Annotated in this window: 25 protein-coding genes; 17 read left to right on the top strand and 8 right to left on the bottom strand. The window is 68.6% G+C overall.

What is annotated here, in order from left to right:
* Positions 1–27: 27 nt before the first annotated feature.
* The 4 genes from C6Y53_RS04195 (at position 28) to C6Y53_RS04180 (ending at position 5,742) form a co-directional block, all read left to right on the top strand.
* On the top strand, positions 28–516 hold the full coding sequence (locus C6Y53_RS04195) for a MarR family winged helix-turn-helix transcriptional regulator (RefSeq protein ID WP_244614937.1): 489 nt from the start codon (positions 28–30) through the stop codon (positions 514–516).
* Positions 513–1,550: an efflux RND transporter periplasmic adaptor subunit gene (locus tag C6Y53_RS04190; protein WP_106471284.1), complete on the top strand. Its 1,038-nt coding sequence runs from the start codon at positions 513–515 to the stop codon at positions 1,548–1,550. The genes C6Y53_RS04195 and C6Y53_RS04190 overlap by 4 nt, the downstream gene beginning before the upstream one ends.
* Positions 1,551–1,563: 13 nt before the next feature.
* Entirely contained in the window at positions 1,564–4,611 is a 3,048-nt protein-coding gene (locus C6Y53_RS04185) for an efflux RND transporter permease subunit (protein WP_106471283.1), read from the top strand.
* Positions 4,612–4,695: 84 nt separating this feature from the next.
* Positions 4,696–5,742 carry a Glu/Leu/Phe/Val dehydrogenase dimerization domain-containing protein gene (locus tag C6Y53_RS04180; protein ID WP_106471282.1) on the top strand — a complete coding sequence of 349 codons (1,047 nt, stop codon included), beginning with the start codon at positions 4,696–4,698 and terminating at the stop codon, positions 5,740–5,742.
* A 9-nt stretch (positions 5,743–5,751) separates the two neighbouring features.
* On the opposite strand, the gene C6Y53_RS04175 is transcribed toward C6Y53_RS04180, so the two are convergent.
* On the bottom strand, positions 5,752–6,567 hold the full coding sequence (locus tag C6Y53_RS04175; protein WP_106471281.1) for a thioesterase family protein: 816 nt from the start codon (positions 6,565–6,567) through the stop codon (positions 5,752–5,754).
* A 173-nt stretch (positions 6,568–6,740) separates the two neighbouring features.
* On the opposite strand from C6Y53_RS04175, the gene C6Y53_RS04170 reads away from it, so the two are divergent.
* Complete coding sequence (locus C6Y53_RS04170; protein WP_106471280.1) at positions 6,741–8,033, top strand: adenylosuccinate synthase; 1,293 nt, start codon at positions 6,741–6,743, stop codon at positions 8,031–8,033.
* Complete coding sequence (locus C6Y53_RS04165) at positions 8,033–8,272, top strand: DUF2842 domain-containing protein (RefSeq protein WP_106471279.1); 240 nt, start codon at positions 8,033–8,035, stop codon at positions 8,270–8,272. Before C6Y53_RS04170 ends, C6Y53_RS04165 begins: the two co-directional genes overlap by 1 nt.
* Here the strand turns inward: C6Y53_RS04165 and C6Y53_RS04160 are convergent.
* Positions 8,269–9,195 carry a hypothetical protein gene (locus C6Y53_RS04160; protein ID WP_149615452.1) on the bottom strand — a complete coding sequence of 309 codons (927 nt, stop codon included), beginning with the start codon at positions 9,193–9,195 and terminating at the stop codon, positions 8,269–8,271. The genes C6Y53_RS04165 and C6Y53_RS04160 overlap by 4 nt on opposite strands.
* 65 nt (positions 9,196–9,260) lie before the next feature.
* On the opposite strand from C6Y53_RS04160, the gene C6Y53_RS04155 reads away from it, so the two are divergent.
* Positions 9,261–9,944, top strand: coding sequence for a thiamine diphosphokinase (locus C6Y53_RS04155; RefSeq protein WP_106471277.1), 684 nt, complete (start codon positions 9,261–9,263; stop codon positions 9,942–9,944).
* Here C6Y53_RS04155 and C6Y53_RS04150 read toward each other — a convergent pair.
* Both C6Y53_RS04150 and C6Y53_RS04145 read right to left on the bottom strand, forming a co-directional pair.
* Entirely contained in the window at positions 9,898–10,860 is a 963-nt protein-coding gene (locus C6Y53_RS04150) for a DMT family transporter (RefSeq protein WP_106471276.1), read from the bottom strand. The genes C6Y53_RS04155 and C6Y53_RS04150 overlap by 47 nt on opposite strands.
* A 101-nt stretch (positions 10,861–10,961) precedes the next feature.
* Positions 10,962–12,335: an L-serine ammonia-lyase gene (locus C6Y53_RS04145; protein WP_106471275.1), complete on the bottom strand. Its 1,374-nt coding sequence runs from the start codon at positions 12,333–12,335 to the stop codon at positions 10,962–10,964.
* Positions 12,336–12,557: 222 nt separating this feature from the next.
* Here C6Y53_RS04145 and rpiA point away from each other — a divergent pair, with 222 nt between their 5' ends.
* The 6 genes from rpiA (at position 12,558) to C6Y53_RS04115 (ending at position 18,654) form a co-directional block, all read left to right on the top strand.
* Positions 12,558–13,292, top strand: a complete 735-nt coding sequence (gene rpiA / locus C6Y53_RS04140) for a ribose-5-phosphate isomerase RpiA (RefSeq protein WP_106471274.1) — start codon at positions 12,558–12,560, stop codon at positions 13,290–13,292.
* A gap of 5 nt (positions 13,293–13,297) precedes the next feature.
* Positions 13,298–14,656, top strand: coding sequence for a glutathione-disulfide reductase (gorA, locus tag C6Y53_RS04135; RefSeq protein ID WP_106471273.1), 1,359 nt, complete (start codon positions 13,298–13,300; stop codon positions 14,654–14,656).
* Between the two features lie 77 nt (positions 14,657–14,733).
* On the top strand, positions 14,734–15,900 hold the full coding sequence (hflK, locus tag C6Y53_RS04130) for an FtsH protease activity modulator HflK (protein ID WP_106471272.1): 1,167 nt from the start codon (positions 14,734–14,736) through the stop codon (positions 15,898–15,900).
* Positions 15,900–16,790 (top strand): protease modulator HflC, encoded by an 891-nt coding sequence (gene hflC / locus C6Y53_RS04125; protein ID WP_106471271.1) that lies wholly within the window; start codon positions 15,900–15,902, stop codon positions 16,788–16,790. The genes hflK and hflC overlap by 1 nt, the downstream gene beginning before the upstream one ends.
* Positions 16,790–16,984 carry a DUF2065 domain-containing protein gene (locus C6Y53_RS04120; RefSeq protein ID WP_106471270.1) on the top strand — a complete coding sequence of 65 codons (195 nt, stop codon included), beginning with the start codon at positions 16,790–16,792 and terminating at the stop codon, positions 16,982–16,984. The genes hflC and C6Y53_RS04120 overlap by 1 nt, the downstream gene beginning before the upstream one ends.
* 248 nt (positions 16,985–17,232) lie before the next feature.
* Positions 17,233–18,654 (top strand): Do family serine endopeptidase, encoded by a 1,422-nt coding sequence (locus C6Y53_RS04115; protein ID WP_106471269.1) that lies wholly within the window; start codon positions 17,233–17,235, stop codon positions 18,652–18,654.
* A 144-nt stretch (positions 18,655–18,798) separates the two neighbouring features.
* Here C6Y53_RS04115 and C6Y53_RS20930 read toward each other — a convergent pair whose 3' ends face one another.
* On the bottom strand, positions 18,799–18,954 hold the full coding sequence (locus C6Y53_RS20930; protein WP_211299452.1) for a hypothetical protein: 156 nt from the start codon (positions 18,952–18,954) through the stop codon (positions 18,799–18,801).
* Between the two features lie 127 nt (positions 18,955–19,081).
* The gene (locus tag C6Y53_RS04110; RefSeq protein WP_425300347.1) at positions 19,082–19,753 is read right to left on the bottom strand and encodes a Crp/Fnr family transcriptional regulator; all 672 of its coding nucleotides are present in this window, start codon (positions 19,751–19,753) and stop codon (positions 19,082–19,084) included.
* Between the two features lie 153 nt (positions 19,754–19,906).
* Here C6Y53_RS04110 and C6Y53_RS04105 point away from each other — a divergent pair, with 153 nt between their 5' ends.
* Positions 19,907–20,230, top strand: coding sequence for a 2Fe-2S iron-sulfur cluster-binding protein (locus C6Y53_RS04105; RefSeq protein ID WP_106471268.1), 324 nt, complete (start codon positions 19,907–19,909; stop codon positions 20,228–20,230).
* 245 nt (positions 20,231–20,475) lie between these two features.
* Positions 20,476–20,841 (top strand): cupin domain-containing protein, encoded by a 366-nt coding sequence (locus C6Y53_RS04100; RefSeq protein WP_106471267.1) that lies wholly within the window; start codon positions 20,476–20,478, stop codon positions 20,839–20,841.
* A 10-nt stretch (positions 20,842–20,851) separates the two neighbouring features.
* Here C6Y53_RS04100 and purD read toward each other — a convergent pair whose 3' ends face one another.
* Positions 20,852–22,126 carry a phosphoribosylamine--glycine ligase gene (gene purD / locus C6Y53_RS04095; protein WP_106471266.1) on the bottom strand — a complete coding sequence of 425 codons (1,275 nt, stop codon included), beginning with the start codon at positions 22,124–22,126 and terminating at the stop codon, positions 20,852–20,854.
* Positions 22,127–22,201: 75 nt separating this feature from the next.
* Between purD and xseA the strand changes: the two genes are divergently transcribed.
* Positions 22,202–23,632 carry an exodeoxyribonuclease VII large subunit gene (xseA, locus tag C6Y53_RS04090; protein WP_106471265.1) on the top strand — a complete coding sequence of 477 codons (1,431 nt, stop codon included), beginning with the start codon at positions 22,202–22,204 and terminating at the stop codon, positions 23,630–23,632.
* Positions 23,633–23,657: 25 nt separating this feature from the next.
* Here the strand turns inward: xseA and C6Y53_RS04085 are convergent, their stop codons facing one another.
* On the bottom strand, positions 23,658–24,050 hold the full coding sequence (locus C6Y53_RS04085) for a hypothetical protein (RefSeq protein ID WP_106471264.1): 393 nt from the start codon (positions 24,048–24,050) through the stop codon (positions 23,658–23,660).
* Positions 24,051–24,169: 119 nt separating this feature from the next.
* Here C6Y53_RS04085 and C6Y53_RS04080 point away from each other — a divergent pair, with 119 nt between their 5' ends.
* The gene (locus C6Y53_RS04080) at positions 24,170–25,855 is read left to right on the top strand and encodes an NAD(P)H-dependent oxidoreductase subunit E (protein WP_106471263.1); all 1,686 of its coding nucleotides are present in this window, start codon (positions 24,170–24,172) and stop codon (positions 25,853–25,855) included.
* The last annotated feature ends 128 nt before the right edge of the window (positions 25,856–25,983 follow it).

The raw sequence follows: 25,983 nt of genomic DNA, 5'->3' as shown, positions 1-25,983 counted from the left end.
ATATCTGCGCTCCGATTGGAGACGGTGATGACGGAACCCGCGGATGACAGGCATAGGCCGCGCCCGATGCAGGGGCTCGCGCCGGAACTGCGCTCGCTGATGGGCGTGCATGTGCTCTACTGGAAATTCGAGGAATGTGCCGATGCGGAAATCCTCGATCCGCCGCTGACCCGCCACGAACGCTACATGCTGGTGCGGCTGGAGATGCCGGCGCGCATGGGCGTGCTTGCCCGCGACATGCTGGCGCTGCCGTCGACGGTGACCGCGACCGCGGATGCGCTGGAAGCCAAGGGGTTGCTGACCCGTGAACGCGACCTCGAAGACCGCCGCGCCTGGCGGTTGCGGCTGACCGATGCCGGCGACCGGGCGCGGCGCGACCTGATGGAACGGGCGCGGCGGGTGTTCCGGGACATCACCGGCCTTGCACCTGACGAGGTCGACCGCCTTGCCGCGCTGCTCGACCGGGCGTCGTGCAACATTCTTGAAACCGGTGTTCCGGAGGGGCTGAAGAAATGAAACTGCTGAACCTTGCCTGCCTTCTGATCGCGCTGGGGGCCGCGCCGCTGGCCGCCGAAACCCTGCCCAAGCCCGCCAGGCTGATGGTGGTGTCGACCGAGGCGCAGCCGCTGGAACGCCAGTTCTTCGGCCAGGTGGCCGCGCGGCGATCGGTCGACCTGGCGTTCCAGGTCGGCGGGCAGGTGCTCCGGTTCCCGGTCTCCGAGGGGTTCACCATCGCCGGTGGCGAGCTGATCGCCCAGCTGGATCTGGAGCAGTTCGAACTGCAACTGGACCAGGCGCGGCTGCAGAAGGAACAGGCCGACCGCACGCTGGAGCGGCTGAACAAGCTGAAGGGCAGCACCGTCAGCCAGGTGGCGCTGGACGACGCGCAGACCGCCGCTTCGCTGGCCGCCATCGGCCTGCGCAACGCCGAATGGGCGCTGCGGCACGCAACGCTGACCGCGCCGTTCGACGCGCTGGTGTCGAGCCGGAATGTCGAGCTGTTCTCGACCGTGGCCGCGGGCGCGCCGGTGGTCCGGATCCACGACATGTCCGAGCTCTATATCGAGGTCGATGTGCCGGAGACCCTGTTCCAGCGCGCGCGGGACGAGGACCATGCCCGGATCACCGCGCGGTTTCCGGGCGACCCGGCCGAATATCCGCTGACCTTCCGCGAATTCGTGGCCGAAACGTCGAGCGTTGGCCAGACGTTCCGCATCACGCTGGCCATGACCCCGCCCGAGGGGCGCAACATCCTGCCCGGATCGTCGGCGACGGTCCAGGTCCGGGTGCCCGACCAGTACACCGGCATTCTGGTGCCGTCCTCCGCCATCGTCATGGATACCCACGGCGTGCCGGGGGTGATGCGGTTCGACCCGAGGGGCGCCGATACCGGCACCGTGACCTGGGTGCCGGCAACGATCGAACCGACTCAGTCGGGCGATGTCCGCATCACCGGAGGGCTCGAGAACGGCGCCGAGATCGTGCTGACCGGCGGGGCGGCGATGACCGACGGGCAGGCGGTGCGCCGGTTCGCCGGTTTCCCGAACTGAAGGCGGTCCCGCGATGAGCATTGCGCGCATATCCATCGAACGGCCGATCTATACCTGGCTGATCATCCTGATCTTCCTGTTCGGCGGCATCTGGGGCTTCCTGTCGCTGGGCCGGCTCGAAGATCCGGCCTTTACCATCAAGCAGGCGGTGATTTCGACCGCCTATCCCGGCGCGACCGCCGAACAGGTGGCGCTGGAAGTGTCCGAGCCGCTGGAATCCGCGCTTCAGAAGATGGGCGAGGTGGATATCATCACCTCGGTCAACCGGCCGGGCCTGTCGCTGATCGAGGTCGAGATCCAGTCGATCTATGACGGCTCGGAACTGCCCGAGATCTGGACCCGGATGCGGGCCCGGATCCGGGATGCGGCGCGCTATCTGCCCGAGGGCGTCGGCCAGCCGCTGGTCAATGACGGGTTCGGCGACGTGTTCGGCATCTTCCTGGCGGTCACGGCCGAGGGGTTCACCGATGCCGGAAAACACGAACTGGCCACCTTTCTGCGGCGCGAATTGCTGACCGTCGACGGGGTGGCCGATGTCGAGGTGGCGGGGCTGCCCGAAGAGGCGATCTTCGTCGAGCCGGACCTGGCCCTGTCGGTGAACCAGAACGTGCCCGTTCAGGCCATCGCCCAGGCCATCGCGACCGCGGATTCGGTGGCGCCGGCGGGGGCCGTCACCACCGGCGATTCGCGGGTGGGCATCCTCGCCCCCGAAGGGTCGGACAGCGTGTCCGCCATCGGCGGGCTGTCGGTGGGTGTCGGCGGGCGGGTGGTGAACCTGTTCGACATGGCCCATGTGCATCGCGGGCGGGTGAGCGACCCCGACCTGATCGTCCGGTTCGACGGGCAGGAGGCCTTTACGCTGGGCGTGGCCGGGCTGGCGACCGAGAACATCGTCGAAGTGGGCAAGCGGGTCGATGCCAAGCTGGCCGAACTGTCGCCTGAGATCCCGTTCGGCGTCGACCTGCACCCGATCTACCAGCAGCATGTGGTGGTCGAACAGGCATCGAACGACTTTCTCGTCAACCTGGCGATGTCGGTGGCGATCGTGGTCGCGGTGCTGGGCCTGTTCATGGGCTGGCGCGCCGCCGTGGTGGTCGGCACGACGCTGCTGCTCACGGTGGTGGGCACGCTGCTGTTCATGAACCTGCTGTCGATCGAGATGGAGCGCATCTCGCTGGGCGCGCTGATCATCGCCATGGGGATGCTGGTGGACAACGCCATCGTCGTGGCCGAGGGCATGCAGATCACCATGCGGCAGGGGCGCGGGTCGGTCGAGGCGGCCGAGGAGGTCGCGGGCAAGACCCAGGTCCCGCTCCTGGGGGCCACGGTGATCGGGATCATGGCCTTTGCCGGGATTGGCCTGTCGCCGGATGCGACCGGCGAATTCCTGTTCTCGCTCTTTGCGGTGATCGGGATTTCGCTGCTGCTGTCCTGGCTGCTGGCGCTGACGGTGACGCCGATGCTGGGCCATTACCTGTTCGAACAGGGCCGCGCCGATGACGGTGACGCCTATGGCGGCTGGCTGTTCCGGCTCTATGGCTGGAACCTGCGGCTGGCGCTGAAACTGCGCTGGCTGGTGCTGGCCGGGCTGGTGGTGGTGACCGCGGCGTGTTTCGTGGGCTTCGGCATGCTCAGGGAACAGTTCTTTCCGAACTCGAACACACCTCTGTTCTTCGTCCATTACAAGCTGCCGCAGGGCACGCCGATCGGCACGGTGTCGGATCACCTGACCGGGATCGAGGACTGGCTGAAGGACCGCGACGAGGTGGTTTCGGTCGCCACTTTCGTCGGGCAGGGGGCCACGCGGTTCATGCTGACCTATTCCGCCGAGAAACCGAACCCGAGCTACGGGCACATGATCATCCGCGCCCGGTCGCTGCAGGACATTCCCGCGCTCCAGCAGGAACTGGAGGCGGTCGGGGCCGCGCGTTTCCCCGAAGGCGAGTTCCGCACCAAGCGGCTGGTGTTCGGGCCCGGCGGCAGCGACCCGATCCAGGTGCGGTTCTCTGGCAAGGACCCCGCCGTGCTGCGCGATCTGGCCGCCGAGGCGGCGCGGATCCTCGCGGCGAGCTCGGACCACCTGACCGGCATCCGGCAGGACTGGCACGAACAGGAACTGGTGCTGCGGCCGGTCTATGCGACCAACCGGGCGCAAACCGCCGGGGTCAGCCGCGACGACATCGCCAGCATGCTGCTGTTCTCGACCGATGGCGTCACCGGCGGCGTGTTCCGCGAACGCGACCGCCTGATCCCGATCGTCATCCGCCGGCCGCGGGCGGACAGCTACAACGTCATGGACCAGATCGTCTATTCCGCGACCGCGCAGGATTTCGTGCCGATCGAACAGATGGTCGACGGGTTCGAGTACCAGGCCCTCGACACGCTGGTGCATCGCCGCGACCGGGTGGCGACGATCACCGTGGGCGCGGACATCCCGCATGACGTGACCGCCGCCACCGTCCAGGCCGAGGTCATGGGGCCGATCGAGGCGATGGAGCTGCCGCCGGGCTACAGGATGGAATGGGGCGGCGAATACGAGGATTCGAAGATGGCGCAGGAGGCGCTGGGCAAGCAGCTGCCGCTGAGCCTGCTGATCATGGTGCTGATCTCGGTGCTGCTGTTCAACGCCCTGCGCCAGCCGGTCATCATCTGGCTGCTGGTGCCGATGTCGGTGAACGGGGTGGTGATCGGGCTGCTGGGCACCGGCCTGCCATTCACCTTCACCGCGCTTCTGGGGCTGCTCAGCCTGTCGGGGATGCTGATCAAGAACGGCATCGTCCTGGTCGAGGAAATCGACCTGGTCCGGGCCGAGGGCCAGCCCCTGCGCGAGGCGATCGTGACCGCGTCGGTGTCGCGCCTGCGCCCGGTGATGCTGGCCTCGGTGACCACCATTCTGGGCATGGTGCCGCTGCTGACCGATGCGTTCTTCAAGTCGATGGCGGTGACCATCATGGGCGGGCTGGCCTTTGCCACTGTGCTCACGCTGGTCGCGGCGCCGGTGCTCTACCTGGTCTTCTTCGGCCGGGACGAGCGACGAGAAACGGCGGCGCAGCCGGCCTGAACCGGCCCGCCGCCACGGTTGCGTCGCGATCGCGTTTGGCTGTATCTGGGGCGGCTTCCGCAGCGTCACGAGGGCAGGTGAGCCATGTCACACGAAACCGGCGTCTTTTCGCATCCCGACCATGACGGCCACGAATCGGTGGTGTTCCACGCCGATCCGGCATCGGGCCTGCGTGCCATCATCGCCATTCACGACCGGGCGCTGGGCCCGGCGGCGGGCGGGTGCCGGATCCATCCCTATCCCGACGGGATGACGGCGCTGGCGGATGCGCTGCGCCTGTCGCGGGGCATGTCCTACAAGAACGCGCTGGCGGGGCTGCCGCTGGGCGGCGGCAAGGCGGTGATCATCGCCGATCCGCGAACGGACAAGACCGAGGCGAAGATGCGGGCCTTTGGCCGCGCGGTCGAGGGGCTGGCGGGGCGCTATGTCACCGGCGAGGATGTCGGCTGTGCCGTGGCCGACATGGACGCGGTGAAACGCGAGACGGCGCATGTGATGGGCGCCTCGGATGCCGAGGGCGACCCGTCGACCCACACCGCCCGCGGCGTGTTCCTGTGCATGGAACGCGCGGTGCAGGCCAGGCTGGGGCGGTCGCTCGACGGGGTGCATGTCGCGATCAAGGGGGCGGGCAATGTGGGTTTCGCCCTTGCGCGTATGCTGCATGAACGCGGCACGCGCCTGACCGTCGCCGAACCGCGCGACGACATCCGCGCCCGCGCCGTCGCCGAACTGGGCGCCGCTGTCGCGGGGCCCGATGACATCGTCACCGCCGGGGCCGACGTGTTCGCGCCCTGTGCGCTGGGCGGCGACCTGACCGCCGAGGCGGTTGCGGCCATGCGCTGCGCCATCGTCTGCGGCGCGGCGAACAACCAGCTGGCCGAACCGCGTGTCGACGGGCTGCTGCGCGATCGCGGCGTGCTCTATTGCCCCGATTATCTGGTCAACGCGGGCGGCATCGTCGCCATCGGGCGCACGGTAGCGGGCTGGACCGAGGACCAGGCGCTGGCGGCGATCGAGAGGCTGCCGGAAACGCTCGACCGGGTGCTGGCCGATGCCGCTGCCAGCGCCGCGCCGACCGGGCAGGTCGCCGACGCGCTGGCGCGGGCACGGATGCAGGGCGGCGCGGCCTGACCGGCGCGGTCAGACGAAGATCACCACTGATTGCATGCCGTCCACGACCAGATCGCCGGCGCTGTTCCAGACCCGCATCACCTGGCTGCTGAACCCGTCCCGCGCGGCGGTCAGGTCGGTTTCCACCTGCCACCAGCCGTCATCGGTTTCGGGGCTGTCGACGAGAATGTTGCAGATCCAGTTCATCGAGCTGTTCGGCCCGATCTGGCGGCACAGCGGGAACACCGCCGGCGGCAGGATATCGGCCAGGCACAGCAGCGATTCGATGCCGCTGCGCGACGCCGGATCCCGGTGCCGCGCCCAGCCCCGGACATAGCCCCGCTGCGACCCGGTCATCGGGCGGTCGCCCTCGATCAGGCGCAGGTCGAAATTGTGATGGAAGCCGGGCGCGAAACGGGCGGCCTGTGGCGGTATCATCAGCTCGCAGGCGTCGGGCGCGGGGGCGTCGCGGTGCGGCGCGTCGGCGCGAATATGGCTGTCCTGCGCGGCGCCAAAGGAAAACAGCCCCGCCGCCGCCACCTGATCGCCGATCCGGGCGCGGGCGGCGATCGAGGTCACGTTCCGGCCGCGCCGCAAGGTTTCGGTGGTCAGGCGCGGCGGCGCCGATACCGGGCCGGTGAAGTTGATCATCGCCGACCGCAGCGGCGGCAGGTCGTCGGTCCCGCGCAGCACGGCGCCCAGCAACAGCGCGGCGGTAAAGCCGCCAAAGGCGGTGCGCCCCTGCATCCAGTTCGCCGGCGCGGGGGCCAGCATGGCATCGCCCTGCGGTTCCAGCCCGTCCAGTGCCGCCCGCAGGCTGCCGGTTTGCAGATCGCCATCGGCCATGTCGCGTTCTCCTGATCCTGTCGCCCGCGTCCTGTCTAGCCCGCGGGGCGGGACGGGGCACCCCTGCCGTTGCGTTCACTATTCTCGGCATGCCGTCAAAATCGCTGTTTCACCCGGCACGGGGTGCAGCTATACCGGCGCCGGTTTGCAGGCAATCAGCGAAAGGATCCGGCATGGCCAACGTCGTGGTAGTCGGCGCCCAGTGGGGTGACGAGGGCAAGGGCAAGATCGTGGACTGGCTGTCGGAACGCGCCGACGTCATCGCGCGGTTCCAGGGCGGGCACAACGCCGGGCATACGCTGGTGATCGACGGCGAGGTCTACAAGCTGTCGCTGCTGCCGTCGGGTATCGTGCGCGGCGGCAAGCTCTCGGTGATCGGCAATGGCGTGGTGCTGGACCCGTGGCACCTGGTCTCGGAAATCGAGGGCCTGCGCCGGCAGGGCGTGACGATTTCGCCCGAGACGCTGATGATCGCCGAGAACACGCCGCTGATCCTGCCCATCCACGGCGAACTGGACCGCGCCCGCGAGGCCGCCGTGGCGGTGGCCAAGATCGGCACCACCGGGCGTGGCATCGGCCCGGCCTATGAGGACAAGGTCGGCCGCAGGTCGATCCGGGTCGCCGACCTGGCCGACGAGGCCACGCTGGAACTGCGCGTGGATCGTGCGCTGGCCCATCATGACGCGCTGCGCCGTGGCCTCGGGCTCGACCCGGTGGACCGGGCGGCGCTGCTGGCGCAGCTGCGTGAGGTGGCGCCCGGCATCCTCGAATATGCCGCGCCGGTCTGGAAGGTGATGAACGAAAAGCGCAAGGCTGGCAAACGCATCCTGTTCGAAGGCGCGCAGGGCGCGCTTCTGGATATTGATTTCGGAACCTACCCCTTTGTCACCTCGTCGAACGTGATCGCCGGGCAGGCGGCCACCGGCACCGGCATCGGGCCGGGGTCGATCGATTTCGTGCTGGGCATCGTCAAGGCCTATACCACCCGTGTCGGCGAAGGCCCGTTCCCGGCCGAGCTGAACGACGATGACGGCCAACGGCTGGGGGAACGCGGCCACGAATTCGGCACCGTCACCGGGCGCAAGCGCCGCTGCGGCTGGTTCGACGCGGTTCTGGTGCGCCAGACCTGCGCCACCTCGGGCGTCAACGGCATCGCGCTGACCAAGCTCGATGTGCTGGACGGGTTCGATACGCTGAAGATCTGCGTGGGCTACGAGCTCGACGGCCAGCGCATCGACCACCTGCCCACGGCGGCCGACCACCAGGCGCGCTGCGTGCCGGTCTACGAGGAGATGCCGGGTTGGAGCGAATCCACCGAAGGCGCGCGCAGTTGGGCGGACCTGCCCGCGAACGCGATCAAGTATGTGCGCCGGGTCGAGGAACTGATCGACTGCCCGGTTGCGCTGCTGTCCACGTCGCCCGAGCGCGAGGACACCATTCTCGTCACCGACCCTTTCGCTGACTGATGGCCCTGTCCTACAAGGCCCGGCGCCGCTGGTCACTGGTCATCCTGCTGGTCGGCCTGCCGCTCTATATCGTCGCCGTGGTCACGGTGCTGAATTGGCTGGACCGGCCGCCGATCTGGCTCGAGTTCATCGTCTATGTGGTCCTCGGCCTGCTGTGGGCGCTGCCGTTCCGGTTCATCTTCCGCGGCGTGGGGCAGGCGGACCCCGATGCCGGTGACGGGCCCGAGGATCGACCCTAGGTCTCTGTTGCGCCGGGGCTGTCCGGTGCGGCCCGGACAAAGTGCCGAAAGCCCCGTTCCTCGATCTGGCCATCGGCCAGCAGGGCATCGAAGGCGGCGAAGGCCTCGGCCCGGCTGATCGGTGCGGCACTGCGGACCAACCGCAAGACCTGCCGCCGGGTGAACCCGGCGGCGTCCGCCGACCGGCCAACCCATTCGATTGCGGCCAGCACCACCGCCTCTGGTGTCGTGGCGCCGGTTCCGGCCAGAAATGCCGCGAACCCGGTCACGACATCGGCGGGATCGTTCACCCGCCGGGGCCGCACCGGCGCGAGCGGCGGGCCAGAGTGCTGGCCAGAGCGCGGGTCATGACCGCCCCGGTCCGGCGGGGACGCGGTGGATCCGGGCATGGCCTGCCCCGGCCGCGCGGTCCGGCCGGTGCGGACCGATGGGCGGCGGGGTCTCACCAGCTGATCGAGATCGTCGCGATAGGCCGCCTCGGCATCGGGCGCGGCCTGCCCGTCATCGGCGGAGGCGAGCGTTGCGGCGATGCGCTGTTGCAGCAGGTCGCCGGGGGAGGTGACGGTTTCGGCGGTGCTCATCCGGTTGTCCAGCCCGGACATCAGCCGGGCCATGTCAGCCTCGCGGCCCGACCCGGCCCCGACGGGCCCCACGACCAGCACCGGCGATCCGTCATCGTCGCGCAGCGTCACCCTGCGGCCACTGTCCTGGGCCAGAATCCTGACCAGCATCCCGGCCAGCGCGTGGCTGTCGGGAGGGGCCGGCTCCGCTCCGTGCCGCCCGGCGAGATCGCGCAGGTAACCCGCCAGACCGGCCAGGTCGGCCGGCGCGTCCCCGGTCCATTCCAGCCGGCACCCATACCCGCCGCAGGACAGCGAAATCACAACCGGCAGCATCGCCCCTGGCCTGTCGTCGCGCGTCATCCGATCCCCCTTGTCCAACTGCGGACAGATTGAGATCAATGGCTGAACAAGGCATTAAGGCGCCCATGCAACAGCCCATTCTTCAGTCGGAGCAACCCGTCACCCTGCTCGGGGGCGGTGCGCTATATCCGGGTGACCTGGACCTGGCCCTGTCCCATGCGCCGACGCTCGCCGCCGCCGATGGCGGGGCGCGGGCGGCGCTGCGGGCCGGGCATATGCCGGTGGCGGTGTTCGGCGATTTCGATTCGCTGGACGACCGCAGCCGCGCGGCCCTGCCGGCCGACCGACTGCACCGCATCACCGAACAGGACAGCACCGATTTCGACAAGGCGCTGCGGAACATTCAGGCGCCGGTTGTGGTTGCCGCCGGGTTCCTGGGCGCACGGATGGATCACCAGTTGGCCGCGCTCAGCACCTTGCTGCGCCATTGCGACCGGCGTTGCGTGCTGATCGGCGAACGCGAGGTGGTTTTCCACGCGCCGCCGCGCATCGTGGTCCCCGTCGCGTCCGGAGATGTGGTGTCGCTGTTTCCGCTGTGCCCGGCGACCGGGCGCTCGACGGGGCTGCGCTGGCCGATCGACGGGCTGGAGCTGGCGCCGGGTGGCCGGATCGGAACGTCGAACGTGGCGACGGGGCCGGTCGGGCTGGACACCGACGGGCCGGGGCTGCTGGTGATCCTGCCGCGGGTGCGGCTGGGCGACGTTATCCCGGCCCTTGCCGCTGCGCCGGTTCATCCGGCGCGCCAGTGATATGCACCGCGTCCGGCACCCCCGCCGAGCGGGCCAGCGCCCGTTCGCGCATCACCACATAGAGCCCCGCGCCGATGGTCACGCAGATACCCAGTGCGGCCAGACCGTCGGGCAGGTCGCGAAACACGATCCAGCCGATCAGCGTCGCCACCGGTATCTCGAGATACTGCATCGGCGCCAGCGTGGCCGAGGGCGCATAACGCAGCGACCAGGTCATCAGCAGATGCGCCAGGGTGCCGATCACCCCGATGGCCGCCACCAGCAGGGCTTCGGTGACGGTCGGCAGTTTCAGCGCCAGCGGTGCGAAGTCAAAGGCCTGGCCGAGCAGCAGCACCGGCACCAGCATCAGCGTGGCGATCACCCCGCTGACGGCCTGCAGCGCGATCGGGTCGGTTTCCTTGGCGATCCGGCGCGTGACCAGCATGAAGAGAGAAAACACCACCGCCACCCCCAATGGCAGCGTCGCGGGCCACCCGACCTCGGCAAAGCTGGGCTGGATCACCATCAGCGTGCCGGCGAACCCGACCGCGCAGGCGGCCAGCCGGCGCAGCCCGACCTCTTCGCCCAGCACATAATAGCCGAGCAGCAGCATCAGGAACGGCATCACGAAGGCAATCGCCACCGCGTCGGCCAGCGGCAGATAGCGCAGTGCGGTGAACATCGCTCCGATGCCCAGGATATGCAGCACGGTCCGCAGCACGGTCAGGCCCAGCACCCGCCTGCCAAAACGCCAGGTGCGCCCCGTGGCGCGGATGATCGGGATCAGCATCGCCGCCTGCAGCGCGAAACGCGCCAGCAGGAGCTGCCCGAGCGGAACCAGCGGGCCGAGGAGCTTGGCCAGCGCGTCGCCCAGCGGGGCGAGGATGCAGAAACCGAGCATGAGGAGGATGCCCAGAACCGGGCGATCATGAGGCATGGCGCGACGCTATCGCAAACCCTGTGCCGGTGGAAAGATGCAAGGCACCGGGGGCGACGCGACCGGCGCGATCCGGCCCCGCGGGCCGCGCGTGGCGCGGCCTAGCAGTTCGGCACGTTCACGGCGAGCCCGCCCAGCGAGGTTTCCTTGTATTTCGCCGACATGTCGATGCCGGTCTGGCGCATGGTTTCGATACAGGCATCGAGCGGCACCAGGTGCGTGCCATTGCCCCGCAGCGCCAGGCTGGCGGCCGACACGGCCTTGATCGCGCCCAGCCCGTTGCGTTCGATGCACGGCACCTGGACCAGCCCCCGGACCGGGTCGCAGGTCATGCCGAGATGATGCTCCAGCGCGATTTCGGCGGCGTTTTCCACCTGTTCCGGCGTGCCGCCCATCACCGCGCACAACCCGGCCGCCGCCATGGCGCTGGCGCTGCCGACCTCGGCCTGGCAGCCCGCTTCGGCGCCCGAGATCGAGGCGTTGAACTTGACCAGCCCGCCGATTGCGGCGGCGGTCAGCAGGAAATCCTCGACATGGGCCGCGGAGGCACCGGGTACATGGTCGAGATAATACCGGATCACCGCCGGAACCACGCCCGCGGCCCCGTTGGTGGGGGCCGTGACCACCTGTCCGCCGGCGGCGTTTTCCTCGTTCACCGCCATGGCATAGACGCTCATCCAGTCATTGATGGTATGCGGCGCGGTCAGGTTCAGCCCCTGTTCGGCGCGCAGCGCATCATGGATCGCCTTGGCGCGGCGGTGGACCATCAGCCCCCCCGGCAGGGTGCCTTCGGTGGCCAGGCCCCGGTCGATACAGGCGTTCATCACGTCCCAGATCCGCGCGGTGCCGCGTGCCAGGCTGGCCTCGTCGCCGCGGGACACCTCGTTGGCGCGTTTCATCGCGGCGATGGATTTGCCGGATTTGCGCGCCATTTCCAGCATTTCCGCCGCGCTCTTGAACGGGTAGGGGACCGGGGTGCCGTCATCGGTGGCCTTGCCCGCGGCCAGTTCCGCCCCGGTCAGCACGAAACCGCCGCCGATCGAGTAATACACCTCGCGCAGGATCACGTCGCCCTGCGCGTCGGTCGCCATCAGCGCCATGCCGTTGGCGTGGCCGGGCAGCGGTTCGTCATAGTCGAACACGAGATCCGCGGCCGGATTGAACTGCAACGCCCCGAGATCGTCATGGGCGATCCGGTGGCTGGCCTTGATCTCCGCCAGGGTCCTGTCCGCGGCTTCCGCGTCATAGGTGTCGGGGCTGAACCCGGCCAGCCCGAGGATGGTGGCGCGGTCGGTGGCGTGGCCCACCCCGGTAAAGGCGAGCGAGCCGTGCAGTGATGCCCGCAGCCCGGCGAACCGGAACGGCGAGGCGCGCATCAGGTCGAGAAACCGGGCGGCGGCCACCATCGGCCCCATCGTGTGCGACGAGGACGGGCCGACACCCACCTTGAACATGTCGAACACGGACAGGAACATGCGATCTCCTCGGGTCGGGGCCTTGCTGACCCGAGTGATAGGCCAACCGGACCCGGGACAACAGCCGGTTTGCGACCCTTGTCCGGGGAGAAGCGGACGGCCGTCCCCGCACGGGCGGGCGCCGCATGGCTGCCGGTCGCGGCGACCGGGGGCATTTGGCCCCTCGCACCCCCCCGGCAAACCGCCTATAAGGCGCCGAAATCGCTGTTTCGGAGAAGCCTGATGCCTGCTGACCTGTCGCCGTCGGATATCGCCAAACGCGCCACGGCCCGCCGCGCCGCGGACCTGGTCGAAACCGGGATGAAGGTGGGGCTGGGGACCGGATCGACCGCCGCGTTCCTGGTGTCCCGCCTGGGCGAACGCCTGCGTGACGAAGGGCTGCGGTTCACCGCCGTTCCGACCTCGACCCGGACCGCCGAACAGGCCCGCGGCGAGGGCATCGAGGTGGTGACGCTGAACGAGGCGGGCCGGCTCGACCTGACCATCGACGGGGCCGACGAGTTCGACGCCGACCTGACCCTGATCAAGGGCGGCGGCGGGGCACATCTGCAGGAAAAGATCGTCGCGGCGGCCTCGGATCGCATGGTCGTGATCGCCGACGCGGGCAAGGAGGTCGCCACGCTGGGCGCGTTCCCGCTGCCGGTCGAGGTGATCCCGTTCGGGTGGCGAACGACGCAGGCGCTGGTCGCGCGAACCCTTGAAAACATGGATGTGGACGGGGGTGAAACGGTGTTGCGGATGCGCGACGGGGCGGCCTTTGTCACCGACGAGGGCAACCATATCCTGGATCTTCACCTGGGGCGCATCGGCGATGCGCGCGCCTTGTCGGCGGCGCTGAATCATGTGCCTGGCGTAGTTGAAAACGGGTTGTTCATTGATATCTGTGACTCGGTCGTGATCGGCCATGAGGATGGCAGCGTATCGCTGCGCGGGCGACTGGCGGCGGAACAGGGGTAAAGCGAATGGCGTTCGACTACGATCTGTTCGTGATCGGCGGCGGTTCGGGCGGCGTGCGCGCGGCCCGTGTCGCGGCAGGTGAAACCGGGGCCCGTGTCGCGCTGGCCGAAGAAGACCGCTATGGCGGCACCTGCGTGATCCGTGGCTGCGTTCCCAAGAAGCTGATGGTGTTCGCCAGCGAGTTTGCCGACATGCCCGCCGCCGCGCAGAGCTTTGGCTGGGACATCCGCGCCGGCACCTTTGACTGGCTGGCGTTCCGGACCCGGCTGCACGCGGAACTGGACCGGCTGGAAGGGGTCTATCGCAATATCCTGAAATCGAACGGGGTCGAAACCTTCGACCAGCGGGCGCGGGTCACCGGGCCGCACGAGGTCGAACTGGCCGATGGCACCCGCAAGAGCGCCCGGCACATCCTGGTGGCCACCGGCGGCCACCCGGTCAAACCGGATATTCCGGGGGCCGAGCTGGGCCTGACCTCGAACGACATCTTTCACCTCGAGGCGCTGCCGAAGACCGCGCTGATCCTGGGCGGCGGTTACATCGCCTGTGAATTCGCCGGTATTCTCAACGGGCTGGGCGTCGCCGTGACGCAATATTACCGCGGGCCGCAGATCCTGCGCGGCTTCGACGAAGAGGCCCGCGCCGTGATCGCGGACGGGATGCGCGACAAGGGGGTCGAACTCTGCGTCAATATCAATGCCAGCGCGCTGCGCCGTGACGGCGACGCCGTGGTGGTCAGCGATACCGAGGGTGGCGAACGGCGGTTCGATGCCGTGATCTTCGCCACCGGGCGGGTGCCAAACACGGCCGGGCTGGGGCTGATTGACCTGGGGGTCGACCTTGGGCGCAACGGTGCCGTGGCGGTGGATCGCTACAGCCAGACCGGGGTTCCGTCGATCTACGCCATCGGCGACGTGACCGACCGGGTCAACCTGACGCCGGTGGCGATCCGCGAAGGCATGGGGTTCGTCGAAACCGTGTTCCGGGGCAACCCGACGCCGGTCGATCACGACCTGATCCCGACGGCGATCTTTACCCAGCCCGAGTTTGGAACGGTGGGCCTGTCCGAGGAGGACGCGGCGGCGCAGGAGCCGGTCGAAATCTACTCGACGAGCTTCAAGCCGATGCAGCAGAGCTTTGCCGGACAGCCCGACAGGGTGCTGATGAAGCTGGTCGTGTCCCGGACGACGCGCCGGGTGCTGGGGTGCCATATCGTTGCGCCCGGCGCGGGCGAGATGATCCAGCTGGCCGGGATCGCGGTGAAGATGGGCGCCACCAAGGAAGATTTCGACCGGACCGTGGCGGTGCACCCGACCATGTCCGAGGAACTCGTCACCATGCGCACGGCGTCACGCGCGACCTGATTGTGATGCGGCGCCGGGCGGCGTAGATTGGCAAACATGGCCGCGACACGCGGCAGGAGAAGGGAAGCATAGCGGAGATGGCAGGCAACAACGGCGGCCCTTGGGGCGGCGGCGGCAACCGGGGCAACAACGGCGGCGACGATCGCGACGGCAGGCGTGGCGGCGGCGGCCGCGATCAGGGCCCGCAGGGCGGCCAGATCCCCGAGATCGACGAATTGATGAAAAAAGGCCAGGAACAGCTGCGCGTGCTGATGGGCGGGCGCGGCGGTTCGGGCCGGGGCGGCGATGGCGGCCCCGGGCGCGGCGGCGGCAATGGCGGGCCGAGGCTGACCCGTGGCACGGTCGGGCTCGGCGTGGTCGCGGCGCTGGTGCTGTGGGGCGTGGCCAGTTTCTACACAGTCAAACCCGAAGAGCAGTCGGTCGAACTGTTCCTGGGCGAGTTTTCCGCGATCGGCGAACCGGGCCTGAACTTTGCGCCCTGGCCCTTCGTGACCGCCGAGGTGATCCCGGTCACCCGCGAACAGACCGAGGAGATCGGCGCCGGTTCGCGCGGGGGTGATGCGGGACTGATGCTGACCGGCGACGAGAATATCGTCGATATCGATTTCCAGGTGGTCTGGAACATCTCGGACCCGGCGAAATTCCTGTTCAACCTCCGCGATCCGGGGCTGACGATCCAGGCGGTTTCGGAATCTGCCATGCGCGAGATCATCGCGCAGTCGAATCTCGCGCCGATCCTCAACCGCGACCGGGGCATCATCGCCGACCGGTTGCAGGAACTGATCCAGTCGACGCTCGACAGCTATGACAGCGGCATGAACATCATCCGGGTCAACTTTGACGGGGCCGACCCGCCGGAACCGGTCAAGGATGCCTTCCGCGAGGTGCAGTCGGCGGGCCAGGAACGCGACCGGCTGGAGAAACAGGCCGATGCCTATGCCAACCGGGTTCTCGCTGGGGCGCGCGGTGAAGCGGCGCAGACGCTGGAAGAGGCCGAAGGCTATCGTGCCCGCGTGGTCAACGAGGCCCAGGGTGAGGCGAGCCGGTTCTCGGCGGTGCTCGGGGAATATGCCAAGGCGCCCGACGTGACCCGCAAGCGGCTTTATCTCGAAACCATGGAACAGGTGCTGGGCGACGTGGACAAGATCATCCTCGACGACAATGCCACGGGCGGCGGCCAGGGGGTCGTGCCCTACCTGCCACTGAATGAATTGCGGCGCGGCAGCCAGACGGAGAGCAACTGATGAAGATGTCCAGAATCCTGCTGCCGCTGCTGGTGGTCGTGGTTGTCGGCCTGTTGTCGGCGATCTTCATCGTGGACGAGCGCGAGAAGGCGCTGGTGCTGCAATTCGGGCGCGTGGTGACGGTCAAGGAAGACCCCGGCCTGGCGTTCAAGATCCCGCTGATCCAGGAGGTGGTGCGCTATGACGACCGGATCCTCGGCCGCGAGGTCGGGCCGCTCGAAGTGACCCCGCTCGACGACCGGCGCCTGGTTGTCGATGCCTTCGCCCGCTACCGGATCTCGGACGTGCGCCAGTTCCGGCAGGCGGTGGGCGTCGGCGGCGTGCCGGCGGCCGAATCGCGGCTCGATTCGATCCTGCGCGCCCAGACCCGCGAGATACTCGGCTCGGTCAGTTCCGACGACATCCTCAGTTCCGACCGTGCCGCGCTGATGCTGCGCATCCGCAACGGCGCGATCGCCGAGGCGCGCGCGCTGGGGCTCGAGGTGATCGACGTGCGGCTGAAGCGCACCGACCTGCCGCAGGCCAACCTCGAGGCGACCTTTGCCCGGATGCGCGCCGAACGCGAACGCGAGGCGGCCGACGAGGTGGCCCGGGGTGAAGAAGCGGCGCAGCGGGTGCGCGCGCAGGCCGACCGCACGGTGGTCGAACTGGTGTCCGAAGCGCAGCGCGAGGCCGAGATCATTCGCGGTGAAGCGGATGCCGAGCGCAACGCGATCTTTGCCGAAGCCTTTGGCGCGGATGAGGAGTTCTTTGAATTCTACCGGTCTCTGACCGCCTATGGCCGGGCCCTGAAAGGGTCGAATTCGTCGATGGTGCTGTCGCCGGATTCCGAGTTCTTCAACTACATGAGATCTCCGACGGGCGAGCCGTCGGGGGCGGCTGGCGACTGATGACCAATGTGCTTCTGGCACTTGGGCTGGTGTTGATCGTGGAGGGGCTGGCCTGGGTGCTGGCCCCTTCGCTTGTGGAACGGATGCTGGAACTGCTGCGCGAGCTGCCGGTCGAGGCGCGCCGGCAGCTGGGCGCGCTGGCGCTGGTGAGCGGGCTGATCCTGCTCTGGCTGGCGCATTGGCTGGGGGCCTGACCGGGCGGCCGGCAGCCGGGCGGCGGTGACGGGTCGGCGGATAATGGCTCTCACCCGCTCACATGCTCTTGATGGGCTGCAACAAACTTTGCGTGCGTTCCGCAGGCCATTACATTGCGCACATGAGCTGTGCAGGGCAGCATGCCCTTTCGGCAGGACACACGTTTTGACGTGCATATCAAGGAGACTCCAGGGTGCACACACAGGCAATCGCAATTCCCCGTAACAGCCAGGGCACGGCCTACAGGATGCGGGCTTTCGCGCTCGGCCTGATGGCGCTGGTCTTTGTCGTCGCGCAGGCCGCCATCGCGCAGGCGCGACCGGAAAGCCTGGCGCCGCTGGCCGAAAAGGTCAGCCCCTCGGTGGTCAACATCACCACCACCACGATGGTCGAGGGGCGCACTGGCCCGCAGGGCATCGTGCCCGAAGGCTCGCCCTTCGAGGATCTGTTCCGCGAATTCCAGGACCGCAACCGCGACGGCAACCGTCCGCGCAAATCCTCGGCGCTGGGATCGGGTTTCGTGATCTCGGAAGACGGGTTCGTGGTCACCAACAACCACGTCATCGAGGGCGCCGACGAGATCCTGATCGAGTTTCTCGACGGCGAGGAACTGGACGCGAAGGTGATCGGCACGGACCCGAACACCGATATCGCGCTGCTGAAGATCGAAACCGACAAGCCGCTGCCCTTCGTCACCTTCGGCGACAGCGACACCGCCCGCGTGGGCGATTGGGTGATCGCCGTCGGCAACCCGCTGGGCCAGGGGTTCTCGGTCTCGTCGGGCATCGTGTCCGCCCGCAACCGGGCGCTGTCGGGCAGCTATGACGACTACATCCAGACCGACGCCGCGATCAACCGGGGCAATTCCGGCGGCCCGCTGTTCAACATGGATGGCGAGGTGATCGGCGTGAACACCGCGATCCTGTCGCCGAATGGCGGTTCGATCGGCATCGGGTTCTCGATGGCGTCCAACGTGGTGTCCAAGGTGGTGCACCAGCTGCGCGAATACGGTGAAACCCGCCGTGGCTGGCTGGGCGTGCGGATCCAGGACGTGACCGAGGACATGGCCGAGGCGATGGGGCTGGACAAGGCAACCGGCGCGCTGGTCAGCGATGTGCCGGAAGGTCCGGCCAGGGAAGCGGGCCTGCTGGCCGGCGACGTGATCCTGTCCTTTGACGGCAAGGACGTGTCCGATACGCGGTCGCTGGTGCGCCAGGTCGGCAATACCGAGGTCGGCAAGGCGGTGCGCGTGGTGGTGATGCGCGACGGCAGCACCCAGACCGTCCTGGTCACGCTGGGCCGGCGCGAGGAAGCCGAACGCGCGGTGCCGGCGGCCCTGCAGCAGGATGGCGGATCGGCCGGTGAGACCGAGAAAGAGGTGCTGGGCCTCACGCTCGGCCTGCTCACCGACAATGCCCGCGCGGAACTGAGCCTCCCCGATGGCATCGAGGGGCTGGTCGTGATGTCGGTTGACGAAGCTTCGGAAGCCTTCGAGAAGGGCCTGCGCGCGGGGGACGTGATCACCGAGGCGGGACAGCAGAAGGTGGCTTCGCTCGAGGCGCTGGACGACCGCATCGACGAGGCCCGTGATGCCGGGCGCAAGTCGCTGCTGCTGCTGGTGCGTCGCGGTGGCGATCCGCGCTTTGTCGCGCTGGGTCTCGAAGAGTGAACCCGGCCCGCAACCGAACCTGAAAAAAGAGGCCGGCCCTTGTGCCGGCCTCAGTGTTTTGCCCGGATCGCGATCCGGGACAGACGGGACGGAACGACCGAGGGAACAGGCGGTCGCGCCGTGTGCCGGCCGGGAGAAGCCGGCTCAGAAATGGATGCCGGGGGCATCCACCCTGTCCTGGGTTTCGCGGAACCGGGAATAATCGATTACGAACCAGCAACACACCAGTTCCAGCGGGCCGCGTTTGCTGCGTGTGACCCTGGTGATGGCCCGGTTGCGAAGTGAAATCCTTGTCGTCATCTGTAAGCGTCCAACCCCGTGGCGGCGCCGATCCGTTCGGCGGGCCTCTGATGGTGACAACCATGCAGGGAATCGCCGCCTGCGTCTGTAATCCGGGTCACAGTCGGGCGGATCGGCCGGCGGCGGGTCAGATCGTGTCGGGTTCGGCCAGCGATCTGAGCGCGGCGCGGTCCAGCACCTCGAGCCCGCCGCGGGTGGCCCGGATCACCCCGGCCTTGCGCCAGGCGGACAGGGTCTTGGAAACGGCCTCGCGGGTCGCGCCGACGAACTCGGCCAGTTCCGCCTGCGACAGCCCCAGCGCCGCCGGTGCGTCCCCGGTGTCGCGGGTCAGGTACAACACCTTGCGTGCCAGCCGCGCCGGCAGGGGCAGGAACACCTGTTCCTTGAGCTGCCGGTTCATCCAGCGCATCCGTTCGCCGGCGAGCTGGATCAGGTCCACCGCCAGATCCGGGTTGCGCCGCACCTGCGCCATCACATCCGCATAGCGGATGCGCAGCAGGCGGGTCGGTTCGGCCGCGGTGGCGGTGGCGGTGCGCGGGCCGGGATCGAACAGCGCGATCTCGCCGAAGATGGCGCCGGGGCGCATCACGTCCAGCGCCAGCCGCCGCCCGTCCACGGACAGGATGGTGATGTCCACCGCTCCTGCCACGACCGCGAACAGCGCGTCGCCGTCATCGCCATGTTCGAACAAGACCTGGCCGCGATCCAGCGACAGTTCGGTGGCCTGCGATTCGAGCACCTGTTTGAGTTGCGCCGAGGCGCCGGACAGGAACCCGGTTCCTGGAAGCCCATTTGCCATAATGGCCATCTCCTGCCGCAGATACAGGAGCTTAGCAGAGCCGGAAGCGGGCCGAAACCCGGTCCGGGGCCGGTTGCGGGGGAAAAAGGGGCTGGTGCGCCCCACGGGCCTTGGCTAGAGACAGGCCGGATACACCGGAAGGGACCGCAAGGCATGGCGAAGATCACCTATATCGAACATGACGGCACCGAACATGTGGTTGAGGTGGCCAACGGGCTGACCGTGATGGAAGGCGCCCGCGACAACAACATTCCCGGCATCGAGGCCGATTGCGGCGGCGCCTGCGCCTGTTCCACCTGCCATGTCTATGTGCATCCCGACTGGGTCGACAAGCTTCCGGCCCGCGACGACATGGAAGAGGACATGCTCGATTTCGCCTATGAGCCCGACCCGGAACGCTCGCGCCTGACCTGCCAGCTGAAGGTCAGCGATGCGCTGGACGGGCTGGTGGTGCAGATGCCCGAAAAGCAGATCTGATCCCCAGCGGGGCGCGGCGTCTGCCGTCGCGCCCGTGGCCCGCGCCCGCCCGCCGCGCGCGGCTGGCCGTCATCCCCGTGGCTGGCGTTGCCGGCGCATGGGTGGCCGCTGTTGAGCCCCTGAGTTGGCCCCGTTGCTTGCGGATGCCGGTTCCCGGCGCGTAACCTTGGATATGCTGGCAGGCAGCGCGCGGCACGAGGTTGCCCGCGCCGCCGCCTGCCCCTGAAGGTCATGGAGGGTCTGCGATGTATTATGCGATGCTGCTCGAGGATGCGGACGGACGATCCTATTTCGAGGATCGCGAGGCCGATCTGCCGTTGCGCGATTTCGTCCCGCCGGCCGCGCCGCTGAATATCTCGGATCCGGTCGCGGCCACCGGGTTCGTCTTTCTCACCCTGCCGGCCGGCTGGCGCGGCGTGCGCCACCGGTCGCCGCATCGCCAGATCGCGGCGATCCTGTCGGGTCGGTTCCGGGTCGAGGCCGGATCGGGCGAGATCCGGGATTTTGTTGCGGGTGACCTGTTCTGGATGGCGGATGTGACCGGCAGCGGCCACAGGTCCTCGGCCGAGGACGGCGAACCGGTCACGATGGTCATTACCCAGCTCGCCTGAGCCGGTCGTGTCAGCCGCGATCCGGCAGCGCCCGCCAGCCGATATCGTCGCGATGGAACCCGCCGGGCCAGTCCACCGCCGTCGCCAGCGCATAGGCGCGGTCGCGCGCCTGCGCCAGCGTGGCCCCGCGCGCGGTGGCGTTGAGCACCCGCCCGCCCGCGGCCAGCACCTTGCCGCCGCGTTCGGTGGTGCCGGCATGGAACATCATCTCGGAACTGGTTTCGGGCAGATCGGCCAGCCCGCCGATTTCGTCGCCTTTCTCGTAGGCGCCGGGATAGCCCCGCGCCGCGAGGACCACGGTCATCGCGTGATCGTCGGCCCAGTTCACCCGCATGTCGGCCAGCCGCCCCTCGGCGGTCGCGTGCATCAGGTCGAGCGCCTGCGCGCCCAGGCGCATCATCAGCACCTGCGCCTCGGGATCGCCGAACCGGACGTTGTATTCGACCAGCCGGGGCTCGCCGTCGCGGATCATCAACCCGGCATAGAGCACGCCCTGGTAGGGTGTGCCGCGCCGCGCCATCTCCGCCACCGTGGGCCGCACGATCCGGTCCAGCGCCCTTTGCGCGATCTCGTCGGTCAGCACCGGCGCCGGGGAATAGGCGCCCATGCCGCCGGTGTTCGGGCCGGTGTCGCCCTCGCCGACGCGCTTGTGGTCCTGCGCCGTGCCGATGGGCAGCACGGTTTCGCCGTCGCACAGCACGAAGAAGGACGCCTCTTCGCCTGCCATGAATTCCTCGATCACCACCTCGGCCCCGGCCGTGCCGAATTCGCCGCCGAACATGTCGTCGACGGCGGCCAGGGCCTGGTCGACCGTCTCGGCGACGATCACGCCCTTGCCCGCGGCCAGCCCGTCGGCCTTGACCACGATCGGCGCCCCGTTGGCGCGGATATGGGCGCGGGCGGCATCGGCATCGGTGAACCGTGCCCAGGCCGCGGTGGGGGCGCCGGCGGCATCGCAGATCTCCTTGGTGAAGGCCTTGGACGCCTCCAGCCGCGCGGCCGCCTCGGAGGGGCCGAAGACCAGGATGCCGCCGTCGCGCAACCGGTCGGCGACACCCGCCGCCAGCGGCGCCTCGGGGCCGATGATCACGAAATCTATCGCGTTTTCCTCGACAAAGGCCGCCACCGCGCTGCGATCCTCGATGTCCAGCGCCGCGCAATCGGCGATCTGGGCGATCCCGGCATTGCCCGGCGCCACGATCAGCCGGTCGCATTTCGGGTTCTGCATCGCCGCCCAGGCGAGGGCATGTTCGCGCCCGCCGCCGCCGAGAATGAGGATGTTCATTGGGGGACCGTCCTTCCGCTTGGCCTTGCCGCGCCCGTGTTCTAGGCTGGCCGGACCCGCATCACAAGGTATCCCATGTCAGACCTGATCGACGATCCCCAGCCGGGGCAGAACATGCCGGAATATTCCGTGTCCGAGATTTCCGGCGCGGTGAAGCGCACGCTCGAGGACCGGTTCGGCCGGGTCCGTGTGCGCGGCGAGGTGGGGCGGGTGTTCCGGGCCCGGTCCGGGCATCTCTACTATGACATCAAGGACGACCGGAACGTGCTGGCCTGCACCACCTGGAAGGGCCAGGTATCGGCGCTGTCCGTGCTGCCCGAAGAGGGGCTGGAGGTGGTGGTGACCGGGCGCCTGACCGCCTATGGCGCGCAGTCCAAATACAACATGAATGTCGACGAGGTCGCGGTGGCCGGGCAGGGCGCCTTGATGGCGCTGCTGGAGAAACGCAAGGCGCAGCTGGCGGCCGAGGGGCTGTTCGACGCCGCCCGCAAGCAGCGCCTGCCCTACCTGCCGCGGATCATCGGCGTGGTGACCTCGCCATCGGGCGCGGTGATCCGCGACATCCTGCACCGGCTGCGCGAGAGGTTCCCGCGCAAGGTGCTGATCTGGCCGGTGGCGGTGCAGGGCGCGGCCTGCGCCCCCGAGGTGGCCCGCGCCATCGACGGGTTCAACCGGCTGACGCCGGGCGGCGCGCTGCCCCGGCCCGACCTGATCATCGTCGCCCGCGGCGGCGGATCGGTCGAGGACCTGTGGGGGTTCAACGAAGAGATCGTGGCCCGCGCCGCCGCCGCCAGCCGGATACCGCTGATTTCGGCGGTCGGGCATGAAACCGATACCACGCTGATCGATTATGCCGCCGACCAGCGCGCGCCGACGCCCACGGCCGCCGCCGAACTTGCGGTGCCGGTGCGGCTGGACCTGATGGCGGCGCTGGACGGGCAGGGGGCGCGGCTGACCCGTGCCGCCGGCAACGCGGTCAGCCAGCGGCGCCAGCGGCTGGCCGACCTGTCGCGTGCCCTGCCCAGGCCGGGGACGCTGCTCGACGTGCCGCGCCAGCGGCTCGATTTCGCGTCGGACCGGCTGCCGCGCGCGCTGGTCCGCAACGTGCAGGTTCACCGCGTGCAGCTGTCCGAGACGGCGGGCGCGTTGCGGCCGGGCCACCTGCGCCGGCTGCTGGACGAGGCGCGGCGGCGGCTGCGCGACCGCGAGGCGCGGCTGACCCCGGACCGGCTGGCCGACCGGATCACGCGCGGCCGCAGCGCGCTCGACGGGCTGTCGCGCCGGCTGTCGGCGGCGGGTGCCTCGCATACGGGGATGCTGCGGGCGCGGCTCGACGCGGTGGACCGGCTGCGCGAGACCCTGGGCTATCGCGCCACCCTGACGCGGGGCTACGCGGTGGTGCGCGTCGGGGAGGATGTGGTGACCACGCGCACCGCCGCGGCGGGCGCGCCCAGGCTCGATATCGAGTTCGCCGATGGCCGTCTCGCAGTGCGGCCGGATCGCTGAGCCGCCGGACCGGCCCGCAACGGGATCACACGCCCACGTCGGGACCGTGGCAGACCATGTCCTGCCCGATATCCTGCGCTTCGTAGAGTTCGGTCTGTTCGGTGCTGTTCTCGAACCGGGCGATCAGGCCGGATTGGGTCTGCGCGAAACTCCAGCATTGCGGGTCGCGGCGGTCCTCGTAGAGGAAACAGATCAGCCCGGCATCCTCGTACCAGAACCCGTTCCGGCATTTGCCATCGAGAAAGGACCAGACGACGCGGCGGTCATCGAGGTATCTTTCGACCCCATAGGCCTGCCCCGCATGGCCATAATACAATGTCTTGCCACGGGTATAGGCATCGAACGCCTCGGCGCTGAGCGGCGTTTCGGCGGCGACCGGCGCCGCCAGCAGCAAGAGAATCAGGGCACGCGCAATCATGTGGACAAGTCTCGCAGATCGCGCGGGGCCGCGCAAAGTCGCGGGTGAATGTCGCTTTTGGCTCCTCCCGCGACAATGGCTGCGCTATAGATCGACCTGTCGGGACAGGAGGCATACCAATGTCGGCGCAGGATCGCAAAGGGGTGTGGAAATCGGGGCGGGGCAAGGGGCGCCGCACACCCAAGGGCCGCCAGCTGGACGACACCGCGCTGGCCGAACTGCGCGATCTGCTGGGCGACAGGCCGCGCCGGCGCGATCTGCTGATCGAATACCTGCATGTGATCCAGGATGCCCGTGGCCACCTGTCGGCGGCGCATCTGCGCGCGCTGGCCGAGGAGCTGGGGCTGGCCCAGGCCGAGGTCTACGAGGTCGCCAGTTTCTACGCCCATTTCGACGTGGTGCGCGAAGGCGAAACGCCGCCGCCGGCGCTGACGGTGCGGGTTTGCGACAGCCTGTCATGTGAACTGGCCGGGGCGCAGGCGCTCAGGGCGGCGCTGGACGCGGGCACCGATCCGGCGCAGGTCCGTATCCTGCGCGCGCCCTGCATGGGCCGTTGCGACACCGCGCCCACCGTCGAGGTGGGTCACAACCATATCGACCACGCCACCCCCGAGTCCGTCCTGGCCGCGATTGCCGCCGGTGATACGGGCGCGAAGATCCCCGATTACCAGCGGTTCGACGCCTATCGCGCCGGTGGCGGGTATGAAAAGCTCGGTCAGCTGCGCGCCGGAGGCAACTGGGAGGCAACGCTGGAAACCGTGTTTTCCGCCGGACTGCGCGGGCTGGGCGGCGCCGGGTTCCCGGCGGGCAGGAAAACCGGTTTCGTGCGGGCCGAACCGGCGCCGCGCTATCTGGCCGTGAATGGCGACGAAGGCGAACCCGGCACCTTCAAGGATCGCTTTCACCTCGAACGGCAACCCCATGTATTTCTTGAGGGTATGCTGATCGCGGCCTGGGCGGTCGAGGCCACGCGCTGCTATATCTACATGCGCGACGAATACCCCGCGATCCTCAAGATCCTCGCCCGCGAAATCGCCGCGCTGGAACAGGCCGGGATCATATCCCAAGGCTATGTCGAACTGCGCCGGGGCGCGGGCGCCTATATCTGCGGCGAAGAAAGCGCGATGATCGAATCGATCGAGGGCAAGCGCGGGATGCCGCGCCACCGGCCGCCATTCGTGGCGCAGGTCGGGCTGTTCGGGCGGCCCACGCTGGTTCACAACGTGGAAACGCTGCACTGGGTCTGCCGGATCCTGCGCGACGGCCCCGAGATCATGTCCTCGGTCCATCACAACGGCCGCGTCGGGCTGCGCAACTACTCGGTGTCCGGGCGGGTCAGGGCGCCGGGGGTCTATGAATTGCCGGCCGGGTCCACCATCGCGGAAATCATCGACGCGGCGGGCGGAATGGCCGAGGGCCACCGGTTCAAGGCCTACCAGCCAGGCGGGCCGTCATCGGGGCTGTTGCCGGCGTCGCTGTCGGACGTGCCGCTGGATTTCGACATGCTGCAGCCGCACGGGACCTTTATCGGCTCTGCCGCCGTCGTGGTCCTGTCGGATCAGGACAGCGCCCGCGACGCGGCGCTCAACATGCTGCGGTTCTTCGAGGATGAAAGCTGCGGGCAATGCACGCCCTGCCGGGTCGGTTGCGAGAAGGCGGTCAAGCTGATGCAGGCGGATCACTGGGACCAGCCGCTGCTGGAAGACCTGTGCCAGGCCATGGCCGATGCCTCGATCTGCGGGCTGGGGCAGGCCGCGCCGAACCCGATCCGGCTGGCGATGAAACATTTCCCGGACGAGATCTAGCCGCGGGGACGGCTTCGGCATCTGCAAATGATTCCGGCACCTTGCGCCGGTTTCGCCGGATATATGTGCAGTGGGTCGCGGGAGCCCGGCGGGTGCCGTAACGTCGCGTGTAATTCCCTTGAATATGC

It is taken from the genome of Pukyongiella litopenaei (genome assembly GCF_003008555.2).
Lineage (GTDB): Bacteria > Pseudomonadota > Alphaproteobacteria > Rhodobacterales > Rhodobacteraceae > Pukyongiella > Pukyongiella litopenaei.
This window is presented reverse-complemented; position numbering and strand designations above follow the sequence as displayed.